The organism is Streptomyces sp. NPDC050388, assembly GCF_040655635.1.
Taxonomy (GTDB): Bacteria; Actinomycetota; Actinomycetes; order Streptomycetales; family Streptomycetaceae; genus Streptomyces.
Genome location: NZ_JBFAKH010000055.1, coordinates 22150 through 46019, shown reverse-complemented (window position 1 = coordinate 46019; position 23870 = coordinate 22150). Strand labels below are relative to the sequence as shown.

Genomic DNA, 23870 nt, shown 5'->3' with positions numbered 1-23870 from the left:
GGCTCAGACGGCGAGCGCCTGGGCGCGGCGCTTCACCTCCGTGCCGCGGTTCTCGCTCAGCGCCTGCGCGGGCGTGCCCGGCAGGCTCTCGTCGGGGGTGAAGAGCCATTCCAGCATCTCTTCGTCCGTGAAACCGTCGTCCCGCAGGAGCGTCAGGGTGCCGGAGAGGCCCTTGACGACCTTGTCCCCGTCGATGAAGGCGGCGGGGACGTGCAGTGCGCGGTTCTCACCTCGGCGCACGGCGATGAGCTGGCCCTCCTTGACCAGCTGCCGGACGCGCGTCACCTCGACGCCGAGCATCTCGGCGATGTCGGGCAGGGGGAGCCAGGCTGGGACGAGAGCATCGATCTTTGCGTCAATCTCGGTCACGGGACAAGCGTGCCATCTGGCACTGACAGTCGGAAGTCGAGCCCCTCCGCCCGGGGTCCGTCCGGCGGATCACCGTGCACGGACGTGTCGGCCGGACGGGCCCGGGGGTCACCCCTTCGCCGACTTCAGCGGCCTCGCCGGGTCGGCCAGCAGCTCCGCGTCCAGCACCGTGCCCGCCTCGATCAGCCGGCGCCCCTGGGCCAGGTCGCGGGGGCGGCCCACCGCGAGCAGCGCGACCAGCCGGGAGGCGCGGAGCCAGCAGACCGTCCAGGCCGGCCCGTCGGCGTCCCCGCGCCACACCGTCCGGTCGGCGTCCGCGTGGTGCCCGGCGTACTGGACGAAGCGGCCGAACTGCTCGGACCAGAAGTACGGCACCGGGTCGTACACCGCCGGAGGTTCACCGGTGGCCGCCCCGAGGATGTTCGCCGCGACCGTGCGCGGGCCCTGCAGGGCGTTGTCCCAGTGGTGCACCAGCAGGCGTTCGCCGTACCGCACCGAGGGGAAGGAGGCGCAGTCGCCGACCGCGTACACGTCCGGGACGGAGGTCATCAGGTGAGGGTCGGCGACCACGTCACCGCGCTCGCCGAGTTCGACCCCGGAGCCGGCCAGCCAGGCGGTGGCGGGGCGGGCCCCGATCCCGACGACGACGGCGCCCGCGGACAGTCGCGAGCCGTCGTCCAGCACCACCGCGCCGGGCTCGACGCGCTCCACGCGCGCGTGCGTGCGCAGCACCGCCCCCGCGTCGCCGTACCAGGCGGTCATCGGGGCGGCCACCTCGGCGGGCAGCGCCTCGGCCAGCGGCCGGTCGGCCGCCTCCACGACGGTGACCGCGCAGCCCGCCTCGCGCGCCGCCGTGGCGAACTCGGCGCCGATCCAGCCGGCGCCGACGACCACGATGTCCTGGCGGCCCGCGAGCACCGGCCGCAGCCGTTCGACGTCGTCCAGGGTGCGCAGCAGATGGACGCCCGGGACCCCGTCCGCGCCCGGCAGCCGGACCGGTTCGGCACCGGTCGCGACGACCAGGACGTCGTAGGGGACCGGCCCGGCCTCCGTGTCCAGTTCGTGGTCGGCGGGACGCAGCCCGAGCACCTCGCAGCCGAGCCGCAGTTCGATGTCGAGCGCCTCGAAGTCGACGTCGAAGGCGGAACCCTCCGCCTTGCCGAGCAGCACCGCCTTGGACAGGGGAGGCCGGTCGTACGGCTGGTGGGGTTCGGCGCCGATCAGCGTCACGGTGCCGGTGAATCCCTGCTCCCGGAGGGCGACGGCGGTCTGCACGCCGGCCATTCCGGCCCCCGTCACCACCACGCGCCGCGGCTCGGACGGTCCCCGTTCCTGCGTCTGCTCGCTCACCTGATCACCATAGACACCTGACCATCGGTCAGTCAGTCTCCGGGTCCCGTGAGCTGCTCCACGACGCTGGTCCCGCTGCCCTGCTGCGACTCCCACTCCCAGGTCTCCTCCAGCCGCACCCGCCCGTCGGGCAGCTCCACGACCGTCGACACGCAGTGGCCCGAGGAGGTGGTGCCGTCCTGCCTGAGCTGCACGTACCGGAAGTCCAGCCGGTCCCCCTCCCGGGTGCCCACCAGGTACCCGCGGACGACGTCACCGCCCGCGTACTCGGCCCAGATCCCGCCGTCCCGCTCGTGGTACGCGAACCGGGTGCGGGTGCCGACCTGGCCCGGCGCCTGGTCGGCGACGGGGGCGAGGACGAGACCGTCGAGCGAACCAGCCATGCGAAGGCTCCCTACACGTTCGTTGATCCGGAGGCTAGGGTGGCCACCGTAAGACACTCGCGGGAGCCCGGACGCACCGGGCTGAGAGGGAGGCTGGCGGCCTCCGACCGTATGCACCTGATCCGGGTCATGCCGGCGAAGGGAGGGGCTGGACGCCCATGCCGCCCACACACACCTCGCAGCGCTCCCCCGACGTCCTCGTCGTCGGGGGCGGCGTCATCGGCCTGGTCACGGCCTGGCGGTCCGCGCAGCGCGGGCTGGCCACCACCGTGCTGGACCCCGAACCGGGCGGCGGCGCCGCCCAGGTGGCCGCCGGGATGCTGGCCGCCGTCACGGAACTGCACTACGGCGAGCAGACCCTGCTCGGCCTGAACCTCGCCTCCGCGCTCCGCTACCCCGACTTCGCGGCCGAGCTCACCGAGGCCGCCGGCCACGACCTCGGCTACCGCCGGTGCGGCACCCTCGCGGTCGCGCTGGACGCCGACGACCGCGCCCATCTGCGCGAACTGCACGCCTTGCAACAGCAGTCGGGGCTCGACGCGCAGTGGCTGTCGGGACGGGAGTGCCGGCGCCTGGAACCGATGCTCGCCCCCGGTGTGCGCGGCGGGCTGCGGGTGGACGGCGACCACCAGATCGACCCCCGGCGGCTGGCGGCGGCGCTGGTGACCGCCTGCGAGCGGGCGGGCGTGGTCCTGCACCGCGCGTGGGCCGACCGGCTCACCGTCTCCGGGGAGCGGGCCACGGGCGTGGTCACCGCCGACGGCACCGGGCTGGCCGCCGGGCAGGTGGTGCTGGCCGGCGGCAGCCTCAGCGGGCGGCTCGCGGGCGTCCCCGCGGACCTGCTGCCTCCCGTGCGTCCCGTGAAGGGGCAGGTGCTCCGGCTGGCGATGCCCGACCGGTTCGGTCCGTTCCTGAGCCGGACGGTGCGTGCGGTGGTGCGGGGCAGCCAGGTGTACCTGGTGCCGCGCGAGAACGGGGAGCTGGTGATCGGGGCGACCAGCGAGGAACAGGGCTGGGACACGACCGTCACCGCGGGCGGGGTGTACGAGCTGCTGCGCGACGCCCACGAACTGGTCCCCGGCATCACCGAGCTGCCGCTCACCGAGACCCGGGCCGGGCTGCGCCCCGGCACCCCCGACAACGCGCCCCTGCTCGGTCCGTCCGGGCTCGAGGGGCTGGTCCTGGCGACCGGGCACCACCGCAACGGCGTGCTGCTCACTCCGGTCACCGGCGACGTTCTGGCGGAGTTCCTGGCCACCGGTGAACTCCCGGCGGAGGCCCGCCCCTTCACCCCCCGGCGGTTCACCGCGCCCGCCGCCGCACTCACGGAGCAACCCGCATGAACCCTCCTGTGGACACGTCGACGCACACTCCCGCGCACGCCCCGGTCATGGTCTCGGTCAACGGGGAGCCTCGCGAGGTGGCTCCCGGCACGGCGCTCGACGCGCTGGTCGGCACGCTCACCGAGGCGCACTCCGGGGTGGCCGCCGCCCTCAACGAAACGGTCGTCCCGCGCGCGCAGTGGCCGCTCACGCCCCTCGTCGAGGGGGACCGGGTGGAAGTCCTGACCGCCGTGCAGGGAGGCTGATCATGGCCGACGATCCGTTCGTCCTCGGCGGTACGTCCTTCACGTCCCGTCTGATCATGGGCACCGGCGGGGCGCCCAGCCTCGAGGTGCTGGAGCGGGCGCTGGTGGCGTCCGGGACCGAGCTGACGACCGTCGCGATGCGGCGGGTGAACCCCTCTGTGCACGGCTCGGTGCTCTCGGTGCTGGACAGGCTGGGCATCCGGGTGCTGCCGAACACGGCCGGCTGTTTCACCGCCGGGGAGGCGGTGCTCACCGCCCGTCTCGCGCGGGAGGCACTCGGCACCGACCTGGTCAAGCTGGAGGTCATCGCCGACGAGCGCACCCTGTTGCCGGACCCCGTCGAACTGCTGGAGGCGGCCGAGACCCTGGTCGACGACGGGTTCACGGTGCTGCCGTACACCAACGACGACCCGGTGCTGGCACGGAAGCTGGAGGACGCCGGCTGTGCGGCGGTCATGCCGCTCGGTTCGCCGATCGGTTCGGGGCTCGGCATCCGCAACCCGCACAACTTCGAGCTGATCACGCAGCACGCGCGCGTGCCGGTGATCCTGGACGCGGGTGCCGGTACGGCGTCGGACGCGGCGCTGGCGATGGAGCTGGGGTGCGCGGGCGTGATGCTCGCCTCGGCGGTGACGCGGGCGCAGGAGCCGGTGCTGATGGCCGCCGCCATGCGGAGCGCGGTCGAGGCGGGACGGCTGGCGCGGCGGGCGGGGCGGATTCCGCGGCGGCACTTCGCCGAGGCGTCCTCTCCCGCGGAGGGGCTTGCCGTGCTGGATCCAGAGCGGCCGGCGTTCTGAGGGGGTTCTCCCACCCGCGCACCACCCGTTTCCGGTCGGTCGAGAGGTGCGGGCTCCTCGTGGGGCCGAGCACCGTCGGTGGCCGCCGGACCGAGCACCGTCGGTGGTCGTGGGGCGTCCCTTCGTGGGGTGCGTCACAGGTCGGCTGCAGTCGCGCCCCGATCCGGGACCGTTCCGGATCGATCCGGACCGATCCGACCGGCTCTGTCGGCGGCTCCTCGTAGACTCCCAGCGTGGACACGACCCTTCAGGACCCTCTGGTCGGGCAGCTGCTCGACGGCCGGTACCGCGTCGAGGCGCGGATCGCGGTCGGCGGGATGGCCACGGTCTACCGGGCCGTGGACACCCGCCTGGACCGTGTGCTCGCGCTCAAGGTGATGCACCCGGCGCTCGCCGCCGACGGCTCCTTCGTCGAGCGGTTCATCCGCGAGGCGAAGTCGGTCGCCCGGTTGGCCCATCCGAACGTGGTCCAGGTCTTCGACCAGGGCACCGACGGGGCGTACGTCTACCTGGCGATGGAGTACATCGCCGGCTGCACCCTGCGTGACGTGCTGCGCGAGCGCGGTGCGCTGCAGCCGCGGGCCGCGCTGGACATCCTGGAGCCGATGCTGGCCGCGCTCGGCGCCGCGCACCGGGCCGGGTTCGTGCACCGGGACATGAAGCCCGAGAACGTGCTGATAGGGGACGACGGCCGGGTCAAGGTCGCCGACTTCGGGCTGGTCCGGGCCGTGGACACGGTGACGAACACCACCGGCACCGTGCTGGGCACGGTCTCGTACCTGGCGCCGGAGCAGATCGAGAGCGGCAGCGCCGACCCCCGCGTGGACGTGTACGCGTGCGGCATCCTGCTGTACGAGATGCTGACCGGTGAGAAGCCGCACGACGGCGACTCCCCCGCGATCGTGCTCTACAAGCACCTGCACGACGACGTGCCGCCGCCGTCGGCCGCCGTACCCGGTATGGCGTACGCGCTGGACGAGCTGGTCGCCTCGGCGACCGCGCGCAACCCGGAGGTCCGCCCGGACGACGCGGTGGCGCTCCTCGCACAGGTCCGCGAGGCGCGCGGCGGACTCGACGACGAGCAGCTGGACGCGCTGCCGCCGCAGGCGCTGGCGTCGGAGGACCAGCCCGCCCGGGGTTCCGAGAACCGTACGAGCGTCATCCCGCGCGCACTGACGTCCCCCACTCTCGGCTTCTCCCCCACTCTCGGCTTCGCACGAGCGGGGGGACCCCCATCCCGCCCGCTGCCCGTCGACGAGGTCCGCCGCACCAGCCGCCTCCAGTCCCCGGCGCCGCCGCCCCGGCGCGGTGTGTCGCTGCTGCGGCGCGGCCCGATGGCGGTCGTCGTCGCCGTGCTGCTGGTGCTGGGCGCCGGGGCCGGCGTGTGGTACATCAACTCCGGCCAGTTCACCCGGGTCCCGCCGCTGCTCGCGAAGACCGAGAAGGAGGCCCGGGAGCGGCTGGCGGACGCCGGGCTGGGCGTCGGCCAGGTCGAGGAGGCGTACAGCGACACCGTGGAGCGGGGCACGGTGATCAGCACGGATCCCGAGGCGGGTGCCCGTATCCGCGGCACCGACTCGGTCTCGCTCACCCTCTCCAAGGGGCCGCAGACCGTGCGGGTGCCCGATGTCGACGGCTACCGGCTGGACAAGGCGCGGTCCGTGCTGAAGGACGCGGGCCTGGAACCGGGCATGGTCACCCGGGAGTTCAGTGAGGACGTGTCCAAGGGCTTCGTGGTCTCCACCGGGCCGGGCAAGGGCACGAAGGTCCGTGCGGGCTCGGCGGTGGCGCTCACCGTGAGCAAGGGCAGCCCGGTGGACGTCCCCGAGGTGGTCGGCCAGGACCTGGACGCCGCGCGCGCCGAGCTGGAGGAGGCCGGCCTCAAGGTGAGTATCGCCGCCGAGCGGGTCACCTCCGAGCACGACGCGGGCCGGGTGGCCCGGCAGAGCCCGGAGGCCGGCCGTGAGGCCGCCGAGGGGGACAGTGTGACACTGACGCTGTCCAAGGGGCCCGAGATGGTCCCGGTCCCGGACGTGGTCGGCGACAGTGTGGACGAGGCCACCGGGAAGCTGGAGGGTGCCGGGTTCCAGGTCAAGGAGGACCGCGGGCTGCTCGGTCTGTTCGGCGACACCGTCAAGGCCCAGTCCGTGTCCGGCGGGGACACCGCGCCCAAGGGCTCGACGATCACCCTCAAGATCCGCTGACGTGGGGCTCAGGGGCTTCGGCGACCCGGGGCATGACACCCTGGAAGGGTGAAGAGTCACCTGTCCGGCCCCGCCCGCAACCCGGTCGGCAGCCATGTCCCCGTGGCCGGCGGTCTGCACTCCGTCGGCCTGTCCTACGCCCGCGAGCTGCGTGCGGAGGCCGTGCAGGTCTTCGTCGCCAACCCGCGCGGCTGGGCGACGCCGACCGGCAACCCGAAGCAGGACGCGGCGTTCCGCGAGGCGTGTGCGGCCGGGTCGATCCCGGCGTACGTGCACGCTCCGTATCTGATCAACTTCGGGTCCCACACCGAGGCGACCGTCGAACGGTCCGCCGAGTCGCTGCGCCACTCGCTGCGGCGCGGGCGCGAGATCGGGGCGCTGGGTGTGGTGGTGCACACCGGCAGCGCGACCGGCGGACGGGAGCGGCCGGTGGCGCTGAGGCAGGTACGGGAGCACCTGCTGCCGCTGCTCGACGAGCTCACCCACGACGACGACCCGTTCCTGCTGCTGGAGTCGACGGCCGGCCAGGGCGCCTCCCTGTGCTCCCTGATCCGGGACTTCGGTCCGTACTTCGAGGTGCTGGACGCCCATCCGAAGCTGGGTGTCTGCCTGGACACCTGCCATGTCTTCGCGGCCGGCCACGACCTGACCGGGCCGAGCGGGATGCACCGGACACTGGATCTGCTGGTGGACACGGTCGGCGAGGGGCGGCTGAAGCTCATCCACGCCAATGACTCCAAGGACGTGGTCGGCGCGCACAAGGACCGTCACGCGAACATCGGCGCAGGCCACATCGGCGAGGACCCGTTCCGCGCGCTGATGACGCACCCGGCGACCGAGGGCGTGCCCCTGGTCATCGAGACGCCCGGCGGCAAGGAGGGGCATGCGGCGGACGTGGAGCGGCTGAAGAAACTCCGGGACCAGGGGGGCCACTGATCCGCAGTTCAGGGGCCCGGGTGCCCGGCCCCGGTCAGAGTTCGGGGCCGTCCCCTGGCTCCTCCTGGTAGGAGTAGCGCTGCTCCTTCCAGGGGTCGCCGATGTTGTGGTAGCCGCGCTCCTCCCAGAAGCCGCGGCGGTCGGCGGTCATGTACTCCACGCCGCGGACCCACTTCGGCCCTTTCCAGGCGTAGAGGTGGGGGACGATCAGACGGAGCGGAAACCCGTGCTCGGCGGTCAGCAGTTCGCCGTCCTTGTGTGTGGCGAAGAGGGCATGCTCGGACGAGAAGTCCGCCAGCCGCAGGTTGGAGCTGTATCCGTACTCGGCCCACACCATCACATGGGTGACGTCGGGCGCGGGCGGGGCGAGTTCCAGGAGGGTACGGGCCGGAATCCCGCCCCATTCGGCGCCGAGCATGCTGAACTTCGTGACACAGTGCAGGTCGGCCACGACGCTGCGGTACGGCAGGGACGTGAACTCCTCGTGGTTCCAGCAGTGCTTGTCGCCGTCGGCGGTGGCGCCGAACACCCTGAACTCCCAGCGCTCGGGCCGGAACCTGGGGACGGGCCCGTAGTGCGTGACCGGCCAGCCCTTCTGCAGTCGCTGCCCCGGCGGAAGCTCGAACCTCGCCGCTCCCCCTGCTGTGCGCTCCCCCGATTCGTGTTCCGCCGGCTGACCCATGCTTCCATCCTGACAGACCCGGTGCGACGCATCGGACCGGGGCCCCATGAAGTCGGACAATATCCGCCAAACCGCAATGAGTGCACCCTTACTCAGTAAGTATGTACTTACTGGACGATCTTCTCGGCCGGTGGAATCATGCGGCGCATCTGGCCCGTTCATCCGTGTGGAAGGAGCCGCTGCGATGCAGGGCGATCCCGAGGTCATCGAATTCCTCAACGAGCAACTGACCGCCGAGCTGACCGCGATCAACCAGTACTTCCTGCACTCGAAGCTGCAGGACCACAAAGGCTGGACCAAGCTCGCCGAGTACACGCGCGCAGAGTCCTTCGACGAGATGCGGCACGCGGAGGTCCTCACCGACCGCATCCTGCTGCTCGACGGCCTGCCCAACTACCAGCGGCTCTTCCACGTCCAGGTCGGGCAGACGGTGACGGAGATGTTCCAGGCCGACCGGCAGATCGAGGTCGAGGCCATCGACCGCCTGCGCCGCGGTGTGGAGGTCATGCGCACCAAGAACGACATCACGTCCGCCAACATCTTCGAGGCGATCCTCGCCGACGAGGAGCACCACATCGACTACCTGGACACCCAGCTGGAGCTCATCGAGAAGCTGGGCGAGGCGCTGTATCTGTCGACGGTGATCGAGCAGTCGCAGCCGGACCCCTCGGGCCCGGGGACGAGCGGGTTCTCGACCCACTAGGGCGACCGGGCCTATGCGGCTTCGGGAAGCTCCGCCGTGAGGGGCGGCCGGTCCTGGCCGGCCTGCTGCCGACGGGGGCAGGCGCCACGCCCGAGCAGCGCCTGGATGCGGCGCACGCAGCCGCCGCAGTCGGTGCCCGCCTTGCAGGCGGAGGCGATCTGCCGGGGAGTGCAGGCCCCGGCGTCCGCGTGGCTCCTCACCTGTTCCTCGGTCACTCCGAAGCAGCTGCAGACGAACACGCGGTCCACCTCCCGACATAGTTCTGGGTCGTGCCGTACCGACCCCTGATCGGTGAGGCTAACCTAACCTTACCTGCCGTCCGGATGGCACAAAAGTGGGGTGGGGCACCGATCCTGTGTGATCCGTGCCCCACCCCTCGCCGTTCCGGCAGGTGAGCGGTGTTACTGGTCCCGGTACATCTCGGCGACGAGGAACGCCAGGTCCAGCGACTGGCTGCGGTTCAGCCGGGGGTCGCAGGCGGTCTCGTAGCGCTGGTGCAGATCGTCGACGAAGATCTCGTCGCCGCCGCCCACGCACTCGGTGACGTCGTCACCGGTGAGTTCCACGTGGATGCCGCCCGGGTGGGTGCCGAGCTCCTTGTGGACCTCGAAGAAGCCCTTCACCTCGTCGAGCACGTCGTCGAAGCGGCGGGTCTTGTGCCCGGAGGCCGCCTCGAAGGTGTTGCCGTGCATCGGGTCGGTCACCCAGGCCACGGTGGCACCGGAGGCGGTGACCTTCTCGACCAGCTCGGGAAGCCTGTCGCGGATCTTGTCCGCGCCCATCCGGACGATGAAGGTCAGCCGGCCCGGCTCACGCTCGGGGTCGAGCCGCTCGATGTACTGCAGCGCGTCCTCGGCGGTGGTCGTCGGGCCGAGCTTGATGCCGATCGGGTTGCGGATCTTCGAGGCGAACTCGATGTGCGCGTGGTCCAGCTGCCGGGTGCGCTCACCGATCCACACCATGTGCGCGGAGACGTCGTACAGCCGACCGGTGCGCGAGTCCACGCGGGTCAGCGCCGACTCGTAGTCCAGCAGCAGCGCCTCGTGCGACGAGAAGAACTCGACGGTCTTGAACTCCTCCGGCTCGACCCCGCAGGCCTGCATGAAGTTCAGCGCCTGGTCGATCTCGCGGGCGAGCTGCTCGTAGCGCTGGCCGGACGGGGACGACTTCACGAAGTCCTGGTTCCAGGCGTGCACCTGGCGCAGGTCGGCGTAGCCGCCGGTGGTGAAGGCGCGCACCAGGTTCAGCGTGGAGGCCGAGGCGTTGTACATCCGCTTCAGCCGCTCGGGGTCCGGGACACGGGCCTCTTCGGTGAAGTCGAAGCCGTTGACGGAGTCGCCGCGGTAGCTGGGCAGGGTCACGCCGTCGCGGGTCTCGGTCGACTTGGAGCGCGGCTTGGAGTACTGGCCGGCGATCCGGCCCACCTTCACGACGGGCACGGACGCGGCGTACGTCAGTACGGCGCCCATCTGGAGCAGTGTCTTCAGCTTGGCCCTGATGTGGTCGGCGGACACCGCGTCGAAGGACTCGGCGCAGTCGCCGCCCTGGAGGAGGAACGCCTCTCCCTTGGCGACGGCCGCCATCCGGGCGCGCAGCTGGTCACACTCGCCCGCGAAGACGAGCGGTGGATACGACTCGAGGTCCGCGATCACTGCGCGCAGAGCCTCGGTGTCGGGGTACTCGGGCTGCTGCGCCGCGGGCAGGTCTCGCCAGGTGTTGCCAGCACTCGGGCTGGTCTTAGCGTTCACGGTCACGTCTCAACACTACGGGGTGGAATGGCGCCTTCCAGGCCCATGCCCAGCAAGTGAGACGGGGAATGTTCTCCGTGGACACCTGAGGACCACGCCGAGGACATGCGCTAGGGTGCGTCGCATGTTCGCGCTTTCGACCCGGAACGGTTCGGTTCAGAACCCTTCCGCCCAGAACTGGTGGTGGACCGCTTCTCCGGCGGCCCACTGAACCATCGCGCGTACACAAGACTCCGCGAAGGCCGCCCGAGGGGCGGCCTTCGGCGTTCGCGGCCCGCGCGGCGCCCGGTCGGCCCTCCGTCACCGAGGGACCACGACCGATGAACCTGCTCGACCTGCTGGACGATCCCCGTCCGTTCGCCCTGCTGCGCCGCCGCACCCCCGGCCACGACGACACCGTGGTGGAGCTGCTGCTCGGCCCCGTCAGCCCCCGTGACCGGCTGGCCGACCTGCCCGACGAGGGGCTGGCGCTCGTCCCCTTCCGGCAGATCCGGGAGCGCGGCTTCGACGTGTGCGACGACGGCACCCCGCTGTTGGTGCTGACTCCCGAGGAGCGCCACGAGATCCCGCTCACCGCCGCCCTGGAACAGCTGCCCGCGCACGACGTCCGGGTGGAGGGCGGCGGCTTCGACGTCGACGACGACGCGTACGCCGGAATCGTCGGGCGGGTGCTGCGGGAGGAGATCGGGCGGGGCGAGGGCGCCAACTTCGTGATCCGGCGGACCTACGAGGGCGAGATCCCCGGGTTCGGGCGGGCCGACGCGCTGGCGCTGTTCCGGCGGCTGCTGGAGGGCGAGCGGGGCGCTTACTGGACGTTCGTGGTGTGCACCGGACGGGAGGCGGGCGGACGGACGCTGGTCGGCGCGAGCCCCGAGGTGCACGTGCGGGCGTCCGGCGGGACCGTCGTGATGAACCCGATCAGCGGCACGTACCGCTACCCGGCCGGGGGACCGACCCCCGAGCACCTGCTGGACTTCCTCGCCGACGGCAAGGAGATCGAGGAGCTGTCGATGGTCGTCGACGAGGAGCTCAAGATGATGTGCACCGTCGGTGACATGGGCGGGGTCGTGGTCGGTCCCCGGCTGAAGGAGATGGCGCATCTCGCCCACACCGAGTACGAGCTGCGCGGCCGGTCCTCGCTGGACGTGCGGGAGGTGCTGAAGGAGACCATGTTCGCCGCGACCGTCACCGGGTCGCCGGTGCAGAACGCCTGCCGGGTGATCCGACGGCACGAGTCCACCGGGCGCGGGTACTACGCGGGGGCGCTGGCGCTGATCGGCCGGTATCCGGGTGGTGGGCGGGAAGGATCTGTCGGGGCGCAGACCCTCGACTCCCCCATCCTCATCCGCACCGCCGACATCGACGCGGCGGGGCGGCTGCGGGTGCCGGTCGGCGCCACGCTGGTGCGGGGCTCGGACCCGGCGGGCGAGGTCGCCGAGACCCATGCGAAGGCGGCCGGGGTGCTGGCCGCGCTGGGGGTGCGTCCGGGACGGCCGCGCGAGGAGTCCGTACGGCCGCGGCTGGCCGACGATCCGCGGGTGCGGGCGGCGCTGGACGGGCGGCGGGCCTCGCTGGCCCCGTTCTGGCTGCGAATGCGGGAGCCGTCGGCCGCGCCGGCGGGACGGGAAGGACAGGAAGGACGGGAAGGACTGGAGGGACACGCCCTGGTCGTCGACGGGGAGGACACCTTCACGGCGATGCTCGCGCATGTGCTGCGTTCCTCGGGGCTCGCGGTCACCGTCCGGCGGTACGACGAACCGGGGCTGCGGGAGACGGTGCTCGGGCACGAGGGGCCCGTGGTGCTGGGGCCCGGCCCCGGTGACCCGTCCGACCCGGCCGACGCGAAGATGCGGTTCCTGCGCGGCCTGGCCGCCGCGGTGATCAGGGACCACCGGCACGGCGTCCTCGGCGTCTGCCTCGGCCACGAACTGATCGCGGCCGAGCTGGGTCTCGACACGGTCCGCAAGGAGGTGCCGTACCAGGGGGCGCAGACCGAGATCGACCTCTTCGGGCGGCCGGAGACGGTCGGCTTCTACAACAGCTTCGTCGCCCGGTGCGACGACGAGGCGGCGGCGGAACTGGCCGCGCACGGCATCGAGGTGAGCCGCGCGGCGAACGGCGAGGTGCACGCCCTGCGCGGGCCCGGCTTCGCGTCGCTGCAGTTCCACCCCGAGTCGGTGCTCACCCTGAACGGCGCGGCGCTCGTCGCGCGGCTGATGGGTCAGCTGCGCGGTACGAGGACGTTCTCCGAACGGCGGCCCGCGGTGTAGTCGAGCACGTTGCGCACCGTGGTCTCGATGATCTGGCTGACGGCGTCCACGGTGTAGTACGCCTGGTGGGACGTCACCAGGACGTTGGGAAAGGTGACGAGGCGGGCCAGGGTGTCGTCCTCGACGGCCTCCAGGGACTTGTCGAGGAAGAACAGGCCCGCCTCCGCCTCGTACACGTCCAGTCCGACGCCGGTGAAGCGGCCCGCGCGCAGTTCGGCGACGAGGGCGGCGGTGTCGACGAGTCCGCCGCGGCTGGAGTTCACCAGGATCGCGTCGTCCCGCATCGTCCTCAGGGCGGGCCCGTCGATCAGCCGGTGGGTCTCCGGCACGAGCGGAACGTGCAGGGTGACCAGGTCGGACTCGGCGAGCAGCCGCTCCTTGGAGACGTAGGTCATGCCGAGCTTCCGGCAGGCCGGGTTCTCGGCGACGTCCCAGCCGAGCAGCCGCATGCCGAAGCCGTGCGCGATCCGGGCGAACGCCTCGCCGATCTTGCCGGTGCCGAGGACGCCGGCGGTGCGGCCGTGCATGTCGCGGCCCATCAGGCCGTCGAGGCGGAAGTCGAAGTCGCGGGTGCGGGTGGAGGCGCGGACGATACGGCGGTTGACCGCCATGGCGAGGGTCCAGGCGAACTCGGCGACCGAGTGGGGCGAGTAGTACGACACCCGGGCGACCGTCAGGCCGAGCCGCTCGGCCGTCTTCAGGTCGACGTTGTTGAAGCCGGTGGACCGCTGGGCGATCATCCGGGTGCCGCCGGCCGCCAGGTTCTCCAGGACCCCGGCGCCGAGGTCGCAGTTGACACTGGTGGAGATCACCTCGTGGCCGGTCGCGATGAGGGCGGTGTCCTCGTTGAGGAAGACGTCCAGGCCATGTACCTCGTGGTGGCCCTGGAACGCCTGTTCGATCATGGGTTTCTCATCGGACTGCACACCGAACGCGAGGATCTCCACGGGGTCCCTCCGGGGGTCGTGCCGGGATTGCTGCCGCATGCGTGAATATACGGGTCCGGAAAGGGATCGCGCTGGGGCCGGACGGGCCCTACTCGTCGTCGAGGCCGCGTTCTATGGCGTAGCGGACGAGTTCCACGCGGTTGTGCAGCTGGAGCTTGCCGAGGGTGTTCTGGACGTGGTTCTGCACCGTGCGGTGGGAGATGACGAGCCGTTCGGCGATCTGCTTGTAGCTGAGGCCCTTGGCGACCAGACGCAGCACCTCGGTCTCCCGGTCGGTCAGCCGGGGCGCCCTGGCCCCACCGCTCTCCGGGACGGGTGCCGGATCGGAGGCCAGCCGGCGGTACTCGCCGAGGACCAGCCCGGCCAGGCCCGGGGTGAACACCGGGTCGCCGGCCGCCGTACGGCGCACCGCGTCCTGGAGCTCCTGGGTCGAGGCCGACTTCAGCAGATAGCCGGTGGCACCCGACTTCACCGCTTCCAGGACGTCGGCGTGCTCACCGCTCGCCGAGAGCACCAGCACGCGCAGGGCGGGGTTCGCGGCGACGACCTCCTTGCAGACCTGGACACCGGGCTTGCCGGGCAGGTTCAGGTCGAGGACGAGGACGTCGGGGGCGGCGGCCCCGGCGCGGCGCACGGCCTGGTCGCCGTCACCGGCGGTGGCCACCACCGCGAAGCCGGACTCGGACAGGTCGCGCGCGACGGCGTCGCGCCACATGGGGTGGTCGTCGACCACCATCACCTTGACCGGGCCCCGGCCGGCTTCCCGTTCGGCTGCCGTGTCCGTCATCGCTGCTCCGCCTTCCCCCGCGGGTCGTCCGCTTCCCTCGTGTCCTTGGGCACCTTCAGCTCGACCTCCGTGCCCTGACCCGGCACCGAGATCAGTTCCGCGCTGCCGCCGAGGTCGCGCAGCCGGCCGCGGATCGACAGGGCCACCCCGAGCCGTCCCTCGCCCTCGGCCTGGGCGAGCCGGCCCTCGGGGATGCCGGGCCCGTCGTCGCGGACGGTGACGATCACCTCGTCCGGTTCGTCCTCGACCAGGATCCAGGCCCGGGCGTCCGGCCCGGCGTGCTCGCGCACGTTGTCCAGGGCCGCCCCGACGGCGGCGGCGACCTCCCGCGCGGCGGCCGGTGCGAGCGGCACCGGCGCCCCGGGTTCGGCGAGGTTGACCAGGGCACCGGCGTACGGGGCGAGCAGGGCACGCAGGTCGACGGGGCCGCCCCCGGCCTCACCGGCGGTGTCGTCCGCGGCGCGTACGGCCTCTTTCCCGGCCGTGTCCCGCGAGGCCCTGGGCACGGGCACCAGGCCGCCGGAGACCAGGGTGCGCAGCGCCACCTCCTGCTCGCCGGCCATCCGGCCCAGTTCGGCCGCCTCGCCGCCGATCACCGCGCCGCGCCGCTGCACCATCGCGAGCACCTGGAGCACGCCGTCGTGGATGTCCCGCGCGAGCCGCTCCCGTTCCCTCGTCGCGGCCTCGATCTCCAGGGCGCGGGCGAGGGTGCGCTCGGAGGCGCGGGCGACCTCGACGACGTAGCCGATGGCGATGGAGGCGACCCAGACGAGGACCACGTTGTGCACGGTGTCGCGGGCGGGGCCGCCGCGCTCGACCAGGTTGGCGACGGCGACCAGGGTGGAGGCGAGGGCCGCCCAGCGCCAGCCGCCCTTGATGGCGAAGGCGAGCACCGAGCCGGCGGTCCAGATCGACGGCATGGTCGGGCCGCCCGCCTGGATCCGCTCGTGGGCGTCGGCGACGGGGGTGAGCAGGATGCCGACGAGTGCGATGGTCAGGTCGGCGGTGAGGAAGCGTCTGGTGCAGCGGGCGGCGTTCGCGACCAGGGGCAGGGTGGCCAGGGTCCATACGACCAGCACGGCGAAGTAGACCACGGCGAGCCACGGGCGCTCGAACTCGTCGTAGGCGGTGGCGAACAGGCCGACCGCGTAGACCATGGTCAGGACCCGGTAGCCGGTGAGCGCGCGCCACAGCGGCTGCTCGACCGACATCCTCATGACTTCCCCGCCCCTGGGCATGTCCTCCCCCACTCCCGCCCCGGACCCGCTGACGGACTACCGGAGATCGGACGGCCGCTGCTCGGCGGCCTCCTCCCGCTGTGCTTTCTTCTCCGCCCTCTGCGCCTTCTCCGCTTCCTTGTCGGCCTTGGCCGCCTCCGCGAGCTGCCGCTTCATGGCGGTCGCGTAGATGTCGACGTACTCCTGGCCGGAGAGCTTCATGATTTTGTACATGACCTCGTCGGTCACCGCGCGGAGCACGAAACGGTCGTGCTCCATACCGTGGTAGCGGCTGAAGTCCAACGGCCTGCCTATGCGGATGCCCGGCCGGATCAGCTTCGGGACGACCTTCCCGGGCGGCTGGACCTTCTCCGTGTCGATCATGGCGACGGGTATCACGGGCGCGCCGGTGGCCAGCGCCACGCGCGCGAGACCGCCGGGCTTGCCCCGGTAGAGACGCCCGTCGGGCGAGCGGGTGCCCTCGGGGTAGATGCCGAACAGCTCGCCACGCTCGACGACCTCTATACCGCTCCTGATCGCCGCCTCGCCCGCGCCGCGCGCGCCGGAGCGGTCGACCGGGAGCTGACCCACCCCTTTGAAGAAGGCGGCCGTGAGCCGGCCTTTGACACCCGGGCTGGTGAAGTACTCGGCCTTGGCGATGAAGGTGACCTTGCGGTCGAGCACGGCCGGCAGGAAGAAGGAGTCACAGAACGACAGGTGGTTGCTGGCCAGAATGGCCGGGCCCTCGGCGGGTACGTTCTCCAGGCCGTCCACCCAGGGCCTGAAGGCGAGCTTCAGCGACCCTCCGACGGTGAACTTCATCGCGCCGTACAACAAGCGAGTGCCTTCCTGTGCGTGTGAATCAGACCATATCCCGGGGCGCCGTCAATGGCTCCGACGGCCCTGGTCGGTGTCAGTGCGGTCGCGTACGGTGAAGGTCCTGCAACTCGTTTGCGGGCGCGACCCATGACACCCGTGCCATGACCGTCATGACGTACAGCCCCTCCGTACGACTGCTACGACTCCTACGACTTTCAGACCGGGAGGCCAAGGTGCCGCTCCTGACCGGAGCCGAGCCGTATCGCCATGAGGGCGGGGAGACCGCAGTCCTCCTCTGCCACGGCTTCACCGGTTCACCGCAGTCGCTGCGCCCCTGGGCGGAGCACCTCGCCGAGCACGGCCTGACCGTCTCGCTGCCCCTGCTCCCCGGGCACGGCACCCGCTGGCAGGACCTGCGGCTGACCGGCTGGCAGGACTGGTACGCGGAGGTGGACCGCGAGTTGCGGCTGCTGCGGGACCGGTGTGCGCGGGTGTTCGTGGCCGGCCTGTCCATGGGCGGCGCGCTCGCCCTGCGGCTGGCCGCGCGGCACGGCGACGCGGTGAGCGGCGTCATGGTCGTCAACCCGGCGAACAAGGTGCACGGACCGACCGCGCACGCGCTGCCCGTGGCCCGCCATCTGATCCCCACGACGAAGGGGATCGCGAGCGACATCGCGAACCCGTCGGTAACGGAGCTGGGGTACGACCGGGTACCGCTGCACGCGGCCCACTCCCTGCGCGCCTTCCTGCGCATGCTCGACGGCGAACTGCCCCAGGTCACCCAGCCGCTGCTACTCCTGCGCAGCCCGCAGGACCATGTGGTGCCGCCCGCGGACTCGGCCCGGATCCTCGGCCGGGTCTCGTCGCTCGACGTGACGGAGATCCTGCTGGAACAGAGCTACCACGTGGCGACGTTGGACTACGACGCGGAGCGGATCTTCCAGGAGAGCACCGCGTTCATCGGCCGGCTCGCACCCGGCGCCGTCAACGAGCCCGGTCTCGGCAAGGAAGGGACGACCACAGGTGGCTGAGCACGACTCGGACCGCGAGGACCGCGAGGGGCGTGAGGACCGGGAGGCGCGCGAGGTCGGCCGGGACCGTGACGGCCGGGGTCCGGAGGAACAGGCCGTTCCCTTCGACGAGGACGCCGCGTGGGCGGCGATCGTCGCCGGGTACGGGGACGAGCCGCCGGACCCCGCGGGCGCCAAGCCGTTCAAGTCGGTCGAGGATCTGGCGTTGCTGGAGTCCGAGACCAATGACGAGGGGTCGGCACAGGCCGAGGCCCCCACGAGGACCGGGGAGAAGCCGGCCAAGCCGCTGGGCGGCTCCATCGCCTTCGCGCCGGGTGTGGGCCCGCGCGACTACAGCGTGTCCGAGCCCTCGGACGACGACTTCGACGACGGCGACGAGGGCCACTTCGTACCGCCGGAGCCGCCGCCGCTGCCCGAGTCAGACCTCACCTCCAAGCTCGCCTGGCTGGGGGTGCTGGGCGGTCCGGTGCTGCTCCTGCTGGCGATACTGCTCGGCTGGGAGATGACCTGGTGGCTGACCACGCTCTGCATCGGCGGCTTCCTGGGCGGCTTCGCCACCCTGGTGATGCGGATGCGCACCGGCGACGAGGACGACGACGATCCCGGCCGCGGCGCGGTGGTCTGAGAACGGGCCCCTCACCCACGCGGTCTACGCGGCCGCCGGCACTCTGAGGGCGGCCAGGACCGGCAGGTGGTCGGTGGCCGCCCTCAGGTCGGCCTCGCTCACCCCCGGCTGGTCGAGCGGGACACCGCAGCCCAGGACCTCGACGCCCTCCGTGGCGAACAGGGCGTCGATGCGCTGTTGCGGCTCGGTGGGCGTCGAGGTGTACTCACCGCCCCAGGGCGCGGCCGCCCAGCAGTCCGTGAGGGAGTCGCCCAGCCGCCGGAAGGTGCGGCCGTCCGGCCGCTCGTTGACGTCACCGCCCGCGACCGCGTGCTCCACGCCCATCCCGGCGAGCCGGTCCAGGAGCATGCCGCCCTGCTCGTACCGCTCGTCCTTCGCCAGCGACAGGTGACAGCTCAGCACCCCGAGCCGGGCACCGCCGAACCGTACGACGGCGGTGGCGAAGCCGCGCCGGTGCAGCCCCGGGGTGAGCGGCAGCAGCACGTCCTCGGTGCGCTCGACGGTCGTCCGCAGGGAGCACAGGACGGCGGGTCCGGCGGCCGTGGCGCCTCCGGACAGCGTGACCAGTCCGGAGGCGGAGGCGAGCCGTGCCAGCTTCTTGCGCCACCGGAAGAACCGCGGCGCCTCCTGCACGAGCACCAGATCGGGCGCACACGCCCCGATCACCCGGGCCAGCGCGTCGGTGTCATCACGCATCGAACGGATGTTGTAACTCAGCACCCGGACCACGGCCGAACCGTCCGGCTCGGTACGGGAGTCCGGCAGCAGCGGAGTCGTCGCCATGGGGATCAAGATACGCCGACCCGCCCCGTCAGAAGTGTCGTGCGGCCGTCCTATGCAGCCTGCGGCCGTCCTGTTACAGAAGGCCGCGGCGCGTACGGCGCGGAAACGGCGGCGCCCGCCCGGTCCCCGAGGGGGCCGGGCGGGCGCCGCCGTGCGCGTGGGTAGGGGAGATCACATGATGGGGTCGGGTTGCCGGGCCAGGTCGGCTGCGCCCACCAGGCCGGCCTTGTTGCCGAGTTCGGCGGCGCGGACCTCGGCCACCGGACGCCAGTTGCCGCCGACCAGCCAGCGCTTGTAGGACTTGCGGATCGGGTCGAGGACCAGTTCGCCCTCCTCGGAGAGACCGCCGCCGACGATGAATGCGGACGGATCGAAGAGGGAGGCCAGGTCCGCGAGGCCGGCGCCGACCCAACGGGCCAGTTCGCGGTAGGAGTCGACGGCCACCGGGTCGCCCTTGCGGGCGGCCATGGAGACGTGCTTGCCCTCGATGCCCTCGGGGGTGCCGTCGCCCAAGGAGAGCAGGACCTCCGCGTTCTCGGGGGTCGCGTTGGCGCGCTGGGTGGCGTACCGGACGAGGGCGCGGCCGGAGGCGTACTGCTCCCAGCAGCCCTGCGAGCCGCAGCCGCACAGCAGGCCGTCCGGCACCATCCGGATGTGCCCGAACTCGGCAGCCACGCCGAAGTGGCCCCGGCGCAGCTTGTTGCCGATGATGACGCCGCCGCCCAGGCCGGTGCCGAGCGTGATGCAGATGACGTTGCGGTGGCCCTTGCCGGCACCGAACTTGTACTCGCCCCAGGCCGCGGCGTTGGCGTCGTTCTCCACGACGACGGGAAGACCCGTGCGGGCCTCGACCTTCTCCTTGAGCGGCTCGTTGCGCCAGTAGATGTTGGGGGCGAAGTACACCGTCGAACGCTGGCGGTTGACGTATCCGGCCGCACCGATGCCCACGCCGACGATCTCGTGGCCCGCGCGTGCTCCCTCCACCGCGGAGGCGATGGCGTCCACGATGCCGTCGGGCGTGCCCGGGGTCGGCACCTTGTGGACCGAGAGGATGTTGCCTTCCTCGTCGACCACGCCGGCCGCGATCTTGGTGCCGCCGATGTCGACGCCGATGGTGAGTCCCATGAATCCCTCAGTTCCGGTCGAGCCCCGCTACCGCCCACGGTACCCGAGGCCCTGCCGCCGGGTTCCCGGCACCGGCGGGACCGCTCACCGACTCCGGGGCCCTCAGTCCAGGTCGATGCGTTCCCCGCCGGGGCCCGGCTCGTCGCCCCGGTCCCGGCCCGGGTCGCCCTCGCCGTCCTCGTCCCGGGCCTCGTCGGGGTCCCAGGCGCGGGTGTCCCGGGTCGTCCAGCGGCGTTCCTGGTCCTGGACCGCGGAACGGTAGGCGGCGAGCAGTTCGTTGCCCGCGGCGGCGAGGTGGTCGAAGACGTCCGGGTTGCGCTCGACGACCGGTTCCACGACTGCCTTGGCCTGCTGGACGACCTGGCGCACCACCTGCTGCGCGGCCGGCCCGGCGACCGCTCCGAACAGGGGGGCCTGGAGGCCTCCGGTGAGCTGGTCGAACTTCTCGGCGACCGCGTCGACGAGTTTCTTCAGCTCCTCGGCGGCCGACCCGGGCGGCGGCCCGTACTGGGCGCGGCGGCGGGCCTTCTCCGCCTCGAGGTCCTCGGCGCACGCCGTCGCCCAGGCGTCCGCGTCGAAGGCGGTGCGCGTCTCGTCCACGGCGCGCACGTCGTCCTCCACTGCGCGCACGTCCTCCACGGGGTCGTCCCCGGCGGCGTCGGGCGGGGGGAGCTGATCGCTCATGACGGACTCCTGACTACGGTGGGCCCTTCCGACGTTACCCGAACGGCCGCACCGGCTTCACGGGGTGCGCGGCCACAGCCGCGGATCCGGCCGGAACCGGATGCGCAGCTCGCCCTCGCGCAGGGCCGCGCCGTCCACGGTGCAGCGGCGCAGCGCGGAGGGAAGCGGGACGGTCCGCCGGAACGGCCCGGCGGTGACGGTGAGTTCGTCGCCGCGCCGGATCAGGTCCAGTTCCTCGCGCCGGGCGCCGGGCAGGGGGATGTGCCAGACCAGTACGTCGTCGGCGGTGGAGGGCTCCCCGCTCGAGGAGAGCCGGGAGTGGGGAAGGCCGGTGACGGGCCACTCGACCCCGGCCCGCGTCCCCTCGACGGCCGGCACGCCGGGTACGGCGAGCGCGGCGAGGTCGTCCGGGCCCCGCGGATCGCGTCCCAGGTGGGCGACCGGGTGGACGTCATACGTCTCGCGCCACTCGTCCAGGGTCTTGCGCTGCTGGGCGACCAGGCCGGCGAGCCGGCCGTCCTCGACGTCCTCGGGCAGGAGGCGTCCGGCGACCAGCGCGTCGGTGCGCAGTCCGCGCAGGGCGAGGCCCAGGCCCGCGGCGCGTACCGCGTCGGCGCCGGCCGGTCCGGGTTCGGCGACCAGCCGTACGGCGGTGCCCCGGTCGGCGAGGACGGCCTCGACCGCGGCCAGTTCGGTGTCCCAGCGGGCGGCCGTCTCGTACAGCCACTCCGCGGGCATCGGGACCCCGGCGAGGCGGCCGAGCACGGGGCGCAGGGCGCGGGCGGCCTGGCGTTCCGGCGGGAGCAGGCGGCGCAGGCAGCGGCGGAGCTCCTCGGGGAGGGCGAGGAGGGCGAGGGACTGCGGGGTGGGCGGGAGATCGACGACGAGCAGGTCGTACGCCTGTGACAGCGCCGCGTCCCGCAGGGCGCGCAGCACGGAGAGCTCCTCGGCGCCGGGCAGCGGGCCGAGCTCCTCGGGGTCGAGCCGGGACGCGCCGAGCAGGTCGAGCGCCGTGGCGGCCCGGTCCTGCAGGGCGGCCAGGTCGGCGCGGAAGTCCGCGTCGGCGTCGACCCGCCGGGCCGTGAGCCCCTGCTCGACCTCGACGGGCTCGGCGCCCACGGGCGTCCCCAGGACGGCGCCCAGCGTGTCCACCCGGTCGGTGCCCAGCACCAGGACGCGGGTGCCCGCACGGGCTGCGGCGAGCGCGGTGGCCGCCGCGACGGTGGTACGTCCGTTGCCGCCGGGGCCCGTGATCAGGAGGGTACGCATGAGGGTGAACGGTACCCGGGCCCGTGCCCGGCCGGCGCCGTTCCCTCCCGGCCGGTGCTACTCCGCCGTCGGCTTCCCGCCGGGCCCGGCGGCCGGCTCCTCACCCGACTCCACCCGCTTCTTCAGTCCCGCCAGGGCCCGGTCGATGATGACCTTCTCGGCCTTGCGCTTGATCATGCCGAGCATCGGGATCTTGACGTCGACGGTGAGCCGGTAGGTGACCTCGGTGGTGCCCGCGCCGGTCGGCGTCAGGAGGTAGGAGCCGTCCAGGGAGCGCAGCATCTGGGACTTCACCAGCGTCCAGGAGACCTCGTGCTCACCGGTCCAGGTGTACGCGAGGGTCTGGTCGTCCTTGATCGCTCCGGCGTCCATGACGAGGCGCACCTGCTCGGCCCGGCCCCGGTCGTCGGACTTGAGGACCTCGGCCTCCTTCACCTCGCCGGTCCAGTCCGGATAGCGGGCGAAGTCGGCGATCACCCCCATGACATCGGCCGGTGCCGCCTCGATCGTGATGCTCGAGCTGGTGTGTTCCGCCATCGCCGTGGCTCCTCCAGGTGCGGGCCGGTAGTTCGGATCGCCGTGCGCGGCCCACGCGCACGCCTGTGCAGCGGAAGGCTATCGCGCACCCGGCGGGCGCCACTCATCCGACCGCGACTCGTCCGACCTGGGACATCCTTACCATTCGAGGGCCCAGGGCCGGCCGCCGGCCGCGAAGTGCCCCACGTTCACGCACTCGGTGGCCCCGATCCGCATGCGCCGGACCAGCGGCTGGTGCACATGCCCGAACAGCGCGTACCGCGGCCTGGTGCGGTGGATGGCGTCCAGCAGGGCCCGGCTGCCGCGCTCGAAGCGGCGCGCCACGGTGTCGTACACCAGCTCCGGGACCTCCGGCGGGATGTGCGTGCACAGCACGTCGACCTCGCCGACGGCCTCGATCTTCGCCGCGTACTCCTCGTCGCTGATCTCGTACGGCGTTCTCATGGGCGTACGCAGTCCGCCGCCGACGAAGCCGAAGATCCGGCCGCCGATTTCCACCCGTTCGCCGTCGAGGACGGTGGTGCCGGGGCCGGCGTACTCCTGCCACAGGGCCGGTATGTCGACATTGCCGTAGGTGGCGTACGTGGGTGCGGGGAAGGCGGCGAACATCTCGGCGTACTGCTTGCGCACCGCCTTCTCGATCGCCCCGGCGCGGTCCTCGCCGATGCCCGCCCACAGCCGGGACTGGAACACGCGCGCCTCCTCGAAGCGGCGAGCGGTGCGCAGTTCCACGATCCGGTCGGCGTTCTCCACGCCGAACAGGTCGGGGAAGATGCCGCGGGAGTGGTCGGCGTAGTCGAGGAAGAGCACCAGGTCGCCCAGGCAGATCAGGGCGTCCGCGCCGTCGCCGGCGCGGGCCAGGTCACGGGCGTTGCCGTGCACGTCGCTGACCACATGGACGCGCGTGCGCCGGTCCCCGTCTGGTGTGGAAGCCATGACGATCAAGGGTAGGCGGGTACGTCCCGTGTGAACAGTGGTGGCCGGACCTGCGGTAACTGGCTCGGCGGTGCGGCAGT

General features: G+C 72.3%; 25 protein-coding genes and 1 riboswitch. Of the genes, 9 read left to right on the top strand and 16 right to left on the bottom strand.

Going from position 1 to position 23870, the window contains the following annotated elements; genetic code table 11:
• Positions 1 to 3: 3 nt before the first annotated feature.
• The 3 genes from AB0I73_RS27485 to AB0I73_RS27475 form a co-directional block, all read right to left on the bottom strand.
• Positions 4 to 369 (bottom strand): Rv2175c family DNA-binding protein, encoded by a 366-nt coding sequence (locus tag AB0I73_RS27485; RefSeq protein ID WP_363041651.1) that lies wholly within the window; start codon positions 367 to 369, stop codon positions 4 to 6.
• A 108-nt stretch (positions 370 to 477) separates the two neighbouring features.
• Positions 478 to 1719 carry an FAD-dependent oxidoreductase gene (locus tag AB0I73_RS27480; RefSeq protein ID WP_363041649.1) on the bottom strand — a complete coding sequence of 414 codons (1242 nt, stop codon included), beginning with the start codon at positions 1717 to 1719 and terminating at the stop codon, positions 478 to 480.
• 32 nt (positions 1720 to 1751) lie between these two features.
• Positions 1752 to 2102, bottom strand: coding sequence for a hypothetical protein (locus AB0I73_RS27475; RefSeq protein ID WP_363041647.1), 351 nt, complete (start codon positions 2100 to 2102; stop codon positions 1752 to 1754).
• A 49-nt stretch (positions 2103 to 2151) separates the two neighbouring features.
• Positions 2152 to 2263, top strand: a riboswitch (TPP riboswitch).
• Here AB0I73_RS27475 and thiO point away from each other — a divergent pair.
• The 5 genes from thiO to AB0I73_RS27450 all read left to right on the top strand — a co-directional run bounded on the left by thiO (position 2261) and on the right by AB0I73_RS27450 (position 7627).
• Positions 2261 to 3445, top strand: coding sequence for a glycine oxidase ThiO (thiO, locus tag AB0I73_RS27470; protein WP_363041645.1), 1185 nt, complete (start codon positions 2261 to 2263; stop codon positions 3443 to 3445). (Overlaps the previous riboswitch by 3 nt.)
• A complete protein-coding gene (thiS, locus tag AB0I73_RS27465; protein ID WP_363041643.1) occupies positions 3442 to 3690 on the top strand; it encodes a sulfur carrier protein ThiS in 249 nt (82 codons plus the stop codon). Before thiO ends, thiS begins: the two co-directional genes overlap by 4 nt.
• Positions 3691 to 3692: 2 nt before the next feature.
• Positions 3693 to 4487, top strand: a complete 795-nt coding sequence (locus AB0I73_RS27460) for a thiazole synthase (RefSeq protein WP_363041641.1) — start codon at positions 3693 to 3695, stop codon at positions 4485 to 4487.
• A gap of 233 nt (positions 4488 to 4720) precedes the next feature.
• On the top strand, positions 4721 to 6691 hold the full coding sequence (gene pknB, locus AB0I73_RS27455; RefSeq protein WP_363041639.1) for a Stk1 family PASTA domain-containing Ser/Thr kinase: 1971 nt from the start codon (positions 4721 to 4723) through the stop codon (positions 6689 to 6691).
• 48 nt (positions 6692 to 6739) lie between these two features.
• Positions 6740 to 7627: a deoxyribonuclease IV gene (locus AB0I73_RS27450; protein ID WP_363041637.1), complete on the top strand. Its 888-nt coding sequence runs from the start codon at positions 6740 to 6742 to the stop codon at positions 7625 to 7627.
• Between the two features lie 34 nt (positions 7628 to 7661).
• Here the strand turns inward: AB0I73_RS27450 and AB0I73_RS27445 are convergent, their stop codons facing one another.
• On the bottom strand, positions 7662 to 8309 hold the full coding sequence (locus AB0I73_RS27445) for a sulfite oxidase-like oxidoreductase (RefSeq protein ID WP_363041635.1): 648 nt from the start codon (positions 8307 to 8309) through the stop codon (positions 7662 to 7664).
• A 184-nt stretch (positions 8310 to 8493) separates the two neighbouring features.
• Here AB0I73_RS27445 and bfr point away from each other — a divergent pair, with 184 nt between their 5' ends.
• The gene (gene bfr / locus AB0I73_RS27440) at positions 8494 to 9012 is read left to right on the top strand and encodes a bacterioferritin (RefSeq protein ID WP_363041633.1); all 519 of its coding nucleotides are present in this window, start codon (positions 8494 to 8496) and stop codon (positions 9010 to 9012) included.
• An 11-nt stretch (positions 9013 to 9023) separates the two neighbouring features.
• On the opposite strand, the gene AB0I73_RS27435 is transcribed toward bfr, so the two are convergent.
• Positions 9024 to 9251, bottom strand: coding sequence for a (2Fe-2S)-binding protein (locus AB0I73_RS27435; RefSeq protein WP_109378089.1), 228 nt, complete (start codon positions 9249 to 9251; stop codon positions 9024 to 9026).
• A gap of 162 nt (positions 9252 to 9413) precedes the next feature.
• Positions 9414 to 10766 carry a class II 3-deoxy-7-phosphoheptulonate synthase gene (locus AB0I73_RS27430; RefSeq protein ID WP_363041631.1) on the bottom strand — a complete coding sequence of 451 codons (1353 nt, stop codon included), beginning with the start codon at positions 10764 to 10766 and terminating at the stop codon, positions 9414 to 9416.
• 314 nt (positions 10767 to 11080) lie between these two features.
• Here AB0I73_RS27430 and AB0I73_RS27425 point away from each other — a divergent pair, with 314 nt between their 5' ends.
• The gene (locus tag AB0I73_RS27425) at positions 11081 to 13030 is read left to right on the top strand and encodes an anthranilate synthase family protein (protein ID WP_363041629.1); all 1950 of its coding nucleotides are present in this window, start codon (positions 11081 to 11083) and stop codon (positions 13028 to 13030) included.
• Here AB0I73_RS27425 and AB0I73_RS27420 read toward each other — a convergent pair.
• The 4 genes from AB0I73_RS27420 to AB0I73_RS27405 form a co-directional block, all read right to left on the bottom strand.
• Positions 12982 to 13977, bottom strand: coding sequence for a 2-hydroxyacid dehydrogenase (locus tag AB0I73_RS27420; protein ID WP_363041627.1), 996 nt, complete (start codon positions 13975 to 13977; stop codon positions 12982 to 12984). The genes AB0I73_RS27425 and AB0I73_RS27420 overlap by 49 nt on opposite strands.
• Before the next feature lie 88 nt (positions 13978 to 14065).
• Positions 14066 to 14764 (bottom strand): response regulator transcription factor, encoded by a 699-nt coding sequence (locus AB0I73_RS27415; protein ID WP_363041625.1) that lies wholly within the window; start codon positions 14762 to 14764, stop codon positions 14066 to 14068.
• Positions 14761 to 16002, bottom strand: a complete 1242-nt coding sequence (locus tag AB0I73_RS27410; RefSeq protein ID WP_363041623.1) for a DUF5931 domain-containing protein — start codon at positions 16000 to 16002, stop codon at positions 14761 to 14763. The genes AB0I73_RS27415 and AB0I73_RS27410 overlap by 4 nt, the downstream gene beginning before the upstream one ends.
• Before the next feature lie 36 nt (positions 16003 to 16038).
• Entirely contained in the window at positions 16039 to 16803 is a 765-nt protein-coding gene (locus AB0I73_RS27405) for a lysophospholipid acyltransferase family protein (RefSeq protein ID WP_363041622.1), read from the bottom strand.
• 230 nt (positions 16804 to 17033) lie between these two features.
• Between AB0I73_RS27405 and AB0I73_RS27400 the strand changes: the two genes are divergently transcribed.
• Together AB0I73_RS27400 and AB0I73_RS27395 are read left to right on the top strand one after the other, a co-directional pair.
• Positions 17034 to 17831 carry an alpha/beta fold hydrolase gene (locus AB0I73_RS27400; protein WP_363041669.1) on the top strand — a complete coding sequence of 266 codons (798 nt, stop codon included), beginning with the start codon at positions 17034 to 17036 and terminating at the stop codon, positions 17829 to 17831.
• The gene (locus AB0I73_RS27395; protein WP_363041620.1) at positions 17824 to 18456 is read left to right on the top strand and encodes a hypothetical protein; all 633 of its coding nucleotides are present in this window, start codon (positions 17824 to 17826) and stop codon (positions 18454 to 18456) included. The genes AB0I73_RS27400 and AB0I73_RS27395 overlap by 8 nt, the downstream gene beginning before the upstream one ends.
• A gap of 24 nt (positions 18457 to 18480) precedes the next feature.
• Here AB0I73_RS27395 and AB0I73_RS27390 read toward each other — a convergent pair whose 3' ends face one another.
• The 6 genes from AB0I73_RS27390 to AB0I73_RS27365 form a co-directional block, all read right to left on the bottom strand.
• Positions 18481 to 19239: an endonuclease/exonuclease/phosphatase family protein gene (locus tag AB0I73_RS27390; RefSeq protein ID WP_363041618.1), complete on the bottom strand. Its 759-nt coding sequence runs from the start codon at positions 19237 to 19239 to the stop codon at positions 18481 to 18483.
• A 171-nt stretch (positions 19240 to 19410) separates the two neighbouring features.
• A complete protein-coding gene (locus AB0I73_RS27385; RefSeq protein WP_363041616.1) occupies positions 19411 to 20364 on the bottom strand; it encodes an ROK family glucokinase in 954 nt (317 codons plus the stop codon).
• A gap of 102 nt (positions 20365 to 20466) precedes the next feature.
• Positions 20467 to 21048, bottom strand: a complete 582-nt coding sequence (locus AB0I73_RS27380) for a DUF5304 domain-containing protein (protein ID WP_363041614.1) — start codon at positions 21046 to 21048, stop codon at positions 20467 to 20469.
• Positions 21049 to 21105: 57 nt separating this feature from the next.
• Positions 21106 to 22317, bottom strand: coding sequence for an ArsA-related P-loop ATPase (locus AB0I73_RS27375; protein ID WP_363041613.1), 1212 nt, complete (start codon positions 22315 to 22317; stop codon positions 21106 to 21108).
• A 57-nt stretch (positions 22318 to 22374) separates the two neighbouring features.
• On the bottom strand, positions 22375 to 22854 hold the full coding sequence (locus AB0I73_RS27370; protein ID WP_363041611.1) for an SRPBCC family protein: 480 nt from the start codon (positions 22852 to 22854) through the stop codon (positions 22375 to 22377).
• Positions 22855 to 22992: 138 nt separating this feature from the next.
• Entirely contained in the window at positions 22993 to 23790 is a 798-nt protein-coding gene (locus tag AB0I73_RS27365) for a metallophosphoesterase (protein ID WP_363041609.1), read from the bottom strand.
• Positions 23791 to 23870 lie beyond the last annotated feature (80 nt).

Excerpts from the sequence above, each read along its gene's own strand:
- AB0I73_RS27475 (WP_363041647.1), bottom strand. The coding sequence starts at position 2,102 with ATGGCTGGTTCGCTCGACGGTCTCGTCCTCGCCCCCGTCGCCGACCAG.
- thiO (WP_363041645.1), top strand. The coding sequence starts at position 2,261 with ATGCCGCCCACACACACCTCGCAGCGCTCCCCCGACGTCCTCGTCGTC.
- thiS (WP_363041643.1), top strand. The coding sequence starts at position 3,442 with ATGAACCCTCCTGTGGACACGTCGACGCACACTCCCGCGCACGCCCCG.
- AB0I73_RS27460 (WP_363041641.1), top strand. The coding sequence starts at position 3,693 with ATGGCCGACGATCCGTTCGTCCTCGGCGGTACGTCCTTCACGTCCCGT.
- AB0I73_RS27445 (WP_363041635.1), bottom strand. The coding sequence starts at position 8,309 with ATGGGTCAGCCGGCGGAACACGAATCGGGGGAGCGCACAGCAGGGGGA.
- bfr (WP_363041633.1), top strand. The coding sequence starts at position 8,494 with ATGCAGGGCGATCCCGAGGTCATCGAATTCCTCAACGAGCAACTGACC.
- AB0I73_RS27425 (WP_363041629.1), top strand. The coding sequence starts at position 11,081 with ATGAACCTGCTCGACCTGCTGGACGATCCCCGTCCGTTCGCCCTGCTG.
- AB0I73_RS27415 (WP_363041625.1), bottom strand. The coding sequence starts at position 14,764 with ATGACGGACACGGCAGCCGAACGGGAAGCCGGCCGGGGCCCGGTCAAG.
- AB0I73_RS27410 (WP_363041623.1), bottom strand. The coding sequence starts at position 16,002 with ATGCCCAGGGGCGGGGAAGTCATGAGGATGTCGGTCGAGCAGCCGCTG.
- AB0I73_RS27405 (WP_363041622.1), bottom strand. The coding sequence starts at position 16,803 with ATGAAGTTCACCGTCGGAGGGTCGCTGAAGCTCGCCTTCAGGCCCTGG.
- AB0I73_RS27390 (WP_363041618.1), bottom strand. The coding sequence starts at position 19,239 with ATGGCGACGACTCCGCTGCTGCCGGACTCCCGTACCGAGCCGGACGGT.
- AB0I73_RS27385 (WP_363041616.1), bottom strand. The coding sequence starts at position 20,364 with ATGGGACTCACCATCGGCGTCGACATCGGCGGCACCAAGATCGCGGCC.
- AB0I73_RS27380 (WP_363041614.1), bottom strand. The coding sequence starts at position 21,048 with ATGAGCGATCAGCTCCCCCCGCCCGACGCCGCCGGGGACGACCCCGTG.
- AB0I73_RS27375 (WP_363041613.1), bottom strand. The coding sequence starts at position 22,317 with ATGCGTACCCTCCTGATCACGGGCCCCGGCGGCAACGGACGTACCACC.
- AB0I73_RS27370 (WP_363041611.1), bottom strand. The coding sequence starts at position 22,854 with ATGGCGGAACACACCAGCTCGAGCATCACGATCGAGGCGGCACCGGCC.
- AB0I73_RS27365 (WP_363041609.1), bottom strand. The coding sequence starts at position 23,790 with ATGGCTTCCACACCAGACGGGGACCGGCGCACGCGCGTCCATGTGGTC.